Source organism: Streptomyces nanhaiensis, from assembly GCF_046614825.1.
Lineage (GTDB): Bacteria > Actinomycetota > Actinomycetes > Streptomycetales > Streptomycetaceae > Streptomyces > Streptomyces radiopugnans.
Genome location: NZ_JBKJFM010000279.1, coordinates 1 through 3,466 on the forward strand (window position 1 = coordinate 1; position 3,466 = coordinate 3,466).

A 3,466-nucleotide genomic window follows, 5' to 3' on the forward strand; every position below is an offset into this window, starting at 1 on the left:
GACGATGCGGCGCGGCGGCCGCCGCGGGCGCCGTCCTCATCGGCGGACTGCCCGCCGCGCGGGCACGCGACCGGAGCGCGTGCGGCGCGGCCGTCCTGACCGGCGCCGCGAACGTCCTGATCGGAGGCGCGTGATGAGCGAGCGGTTCATCGGCCGGGGCTGGGCGTTCCCGCTGCGGGTCGGGCCGACCGGCGGGATCGGCATGGTCGACAGGGAGCGGGAGATCGAGGAGGCGATCCGCCTGGTGCTCGGCACCGCGCCCGGCGAGCGCCCCATGCGCCCCGAGTTCGGCTGCGGCATCCACGACCATGTCTTCGCCCCCGGCGACGGCGCCACCGCCGGACGCGTCGCGCAGCAGGTGCGCGAGGCCCTGGAGCGCTGGGAGCCGCGCATCGCGGTGGACGAGGTGGTGGTCGCCTTCGACGCCGTGGAGGCGGGCACCCTCTACATCGACGTGCACTACACCGTGCGTTCCACCAACGACCGTCGCAACCTGGTCTTCCCCTTCTACACGATCCCCTCCGAGGAGGGGGCCGGGGAACGGGGCGCCGACTGATGGCCCTGCCCTCCCCCAACCTGGACGACCGGCGGTTCCAGCAACTGGTCGACGAGGCCAAGCGGTACGTCCAGCAGCGTGCCCCGGAGTGGACCGACCACAACGTCTCCGACCCGGGCGTCACCCTGATCGAGACGTTCGCCTACCTGGTGGACCAGTTGCTGTACCGGCTGAACCGGGTCCCGGACAAGAACTACACCGCGTTCCTGGACCTGCTGGGCATCCGTCTGTTCCCGCCGGCCGCGGCCGTGGCCGAGGTCGACTTCCACCTGTCGGCGCCGCAGCCCGACACGGTGGTGCTGCCCGCGGGCACGGAGGTGACCGCCGCGCCCGGCGCACCGGGCGAGAGCGGCGGGGCCGAGGAGGCCGGGGAAGCCGTGGTGTTCGCGACCACGGACGAACTGCGCATCGTTCCCAGCGAGTTGACGCGTCTGGTGACCGCGCCCCGGACCGGTGCGCAGACCGACCGCACCGGGGAGCTCGCCGAGGGCCGCGACGTGCTCTGCTTCCAGGCGGCGCCGGAGCCGGGCGACGCGCTGCTGTTCGGCCTGCCGGCGGCGGTGCCGCGCTGCATCGTCGCGGTGCGCCTGGACAGCCGTGTGGAAGGTGTCGGCGTGGACCCGCGCCAGCCCCCGCTGGTGTGGGAGGCGTGGGACGGCGGCGGCTGGCGGGTGTGCGAGACCGGCGAGGACACCACCGGCGGGCTGAACCGGCCCGGCGAGGTCATCGTGTACGTGCCGGCCGGGCACACGGCGTCGGTGGTCGGCGGGACGCGGGCCGGCTGGCTGCGCTGCCGCGTCACCGAGGCGGAACCGGGGCAGCCGTTCTACTCGCAGTCCCCGACGGTGCGCGAGGCGGCGGTGTTCACCGTGGGCGGCACCATGTCCGTCGAGCACGCCGAGACCGTGACCGACGTGCCGCTGGGCGTCTCCGAGGGGGTCGCCGGGCAGGCGTTCCGGCTCGACCGCCCACCGGTCCTCCTCGACGGCGAGCCCCCCGTGGTGGAGGTGTCCTCGGCCGAGGGGTGGCAGCGCTGGGAGGTGGTGGAGCACTTCGGCCGCTCCGGGCCCGGCGACCGGCACGTCCGCGTGGACGCCACCACCGGCGAGTTCGGCTTCCCCCCGGTGCTGCGCGAGCCGGACGGCACGCTGCGGCAGTGCGGCGCCGTGCCGCCCAAGGGCGCCCGGGTGCGGGTGGCCCGCTACCGCACCGGCGGCGGTCCGGCGGGCAACGTCGCCCGCGGCTCGATCCGCGTGCTGCGCAGCTCCGTCCCGTACGTCGCGCGGGTCGTCAACCGGGAGGCTGCGCGCGGCGGCGTCGCCGGCGAGACCGTCGCCAACGCCAGGCTGCGGGCGCCGGAGGCGCTGCGGACGCAGGAGCGAGCCGTGACCGCCGAGGACTACGAGGTCATCAGCCGTCTCGCGGCGCCCTCGCTGCGCCGGGTCCGCTGCCTGCCCGCGGGCGAAGGCGCGGGCGCGGTACGGGTCCTGGTGGTCCCGGACGCGGTCGCCGACGAGGACGGCCGACTCCGCTTCGAGCAGCTCATCCCCTCCGACCAGGTGCTCCGGGCGATCACCGCGAGCCTTGACGAACGGCGCCTGATCGGCACCCGCCTCGTCGTGGAGCCGCCGGTCTACCAGGGCGTCACCGTGGTGGCCCGGCTCGCGGCGGCGCCGGACGACGCCGGCCGGGTGCGCGAGGCGGCGCTCGCCGCGCTGTTCCGGTACCTCGACCCGCTGCACGGCGGTCCCGACGGCACCGGGTGGCCGTTCGGGCGGCCGGTGCAGTACGGGGAGGTCTTCGGCGTGCTGCAACGCGCCTGCGGCGACGCGCTGGTGGAGGACATCCGGCTGTTCCCCGCCGACCCGGTCACCGGGCGGCGCGGCGCGCCGGCGGACCGCATCGACGTGGCCGCGGGCGCGCTGGTCTTCTCCCACCAGCACCAGGTGGCCGTCACGGCCGCCGGACCGGAGGCACGGGGATGAGCCGAGCCGCCGTGCCCGGGCTGCCGAGCAGGTACCCGATCGGCGGGCAACTGCCCGCCCTGTACGCCGACGACGACCTCGCGCAGCGGTTCACCGCAGGTCTCGACACCGTCCTCGCACCGGTCTTCGCGACCCTCGACAACCTGCCCTCCTACTTCGACCCCCGGGTGGCCCCGACCGACTTCCTGGCCTGGCTGGCGTCGTGGGTGGGCGCCGCCGACGACCCGCGGTGGCCCCTGGCCGCCCGCCGGGAGGCGGTCGCCCGCGCGGTGGAGCTGCACCGTTGGCGCGGCACCGGGCGCGGCCTGGTCGAGGCCCTGCGGCTGGCGCTCGGCGTGCACGCCGAGGTGACCGGGGACGGCGGAGCGGCCTGGTCGCGCACCGCCGGCGCCGGCCTTCCGCCGGAGCCCTCCTCCGAGCCCCTGGTCCGGGTGTGGCCGGGCCAGGGAGCGCGGGTGGACCCGGACCGGGTCCGCGCGATCGTCCGGGCCATGTGCCCGGTGCACACCGTCTGCCGGGTGGAGGTCCTGCCCGGTCCACCCGCCGACGAGGGGAGGTGACGTCATGCGCGCGTGTCCCGCGTGCGGGACGTCCAACGGCCCGGACGACGACTTCTGCGGCAACTGCGGCACGTACCTGGGCTGGTCGCAGACCCCGCCGGACCCGGGCACACGCCCGGGGCCCCCTGCCCCGCCGGACCCTGATCCGGATCCGGACTCCGAGCCGGACCCCGCACCGCCCGTGGACCGGCCCGCGTCCGCCGCGCCCCTGCGCACCTCACCGCCGCGCACCCGGCCGGCGGGCCGCCGACGTCTTCCGCGCCGAGGGGGCCTCCGCGAACTGGCTGTGGGCCTTCCTGGGCACCGTGGCCGCGCTGGGCGCGATCCTGATCAAGGCCGAGACCGACCTGGTGGACGTGGCCCGC

3 protein-coding genes and 2 pseudogenes are annotated in these 3,466 nt (G+C 76.4%); all 5 read left to right on the forward strand.

The window, feature by feature from the left end:
- A pseudogene (locus ACLIYP_RS31035) lies at positions 1 to 134 on the forward strand (PAAR domain-containing protein); the annotation flags it as partial.
- On the forward strand, positions 134 to 556 hold the full coding sequence (locus tag ACLIYP_RS29730) for a GPW/gp25 family protein (protein ID WP_412716182.1): 423 nt from the start codon (positions 134 to 136) through the stop codon (positions 554 to 556). The pseudogene ACLIYP_RS31035 and the gene ACLIYP_RS29730, both read left to right, overlap by 1 nt.
- On the forward strand, positions 556 to 2,541 hold the full coding sequence (locus ACLIYP_RS29735) for a putative baseplate assembly protein (RefSeq protein ID WP_412716183.1): 1,986 nt from the start codon (positions 556 to 558) through the stop codon (positions 2,539 to 2,541). The genes ACLIYP_RS29730 and ACLIYP_RS29735 overlap by 1 nt, the downstream gene beginning before the upstream one ends.
- The gene (locus tag ACLIYP_RS29740; RefSeq protein WP_412716184.1) at positions 2,538 to 3,101 is read left to right on the forward strand and encodes a phage tail protein; all 564 of its coding nucleotides are present in this window, start codon (positions 2,538 to 2,540) and stop codon (positions 3,099 to 3,101) included. The genes ACLIYP_RS29735 and ACLIYP_RS29740 overlap by 4 nt, the downstream gene beginning before the upstream one ends.
- A 233-nt stretch (positions 3,102 to 3,334) precedes the next feature.
- Positions 3,335 to 3,466: pseudogene (locus ACLIYP_RS29745) on the forward strand (CDP-alcohol phosphatidyltransferase family protein); the annotation flags it as partial.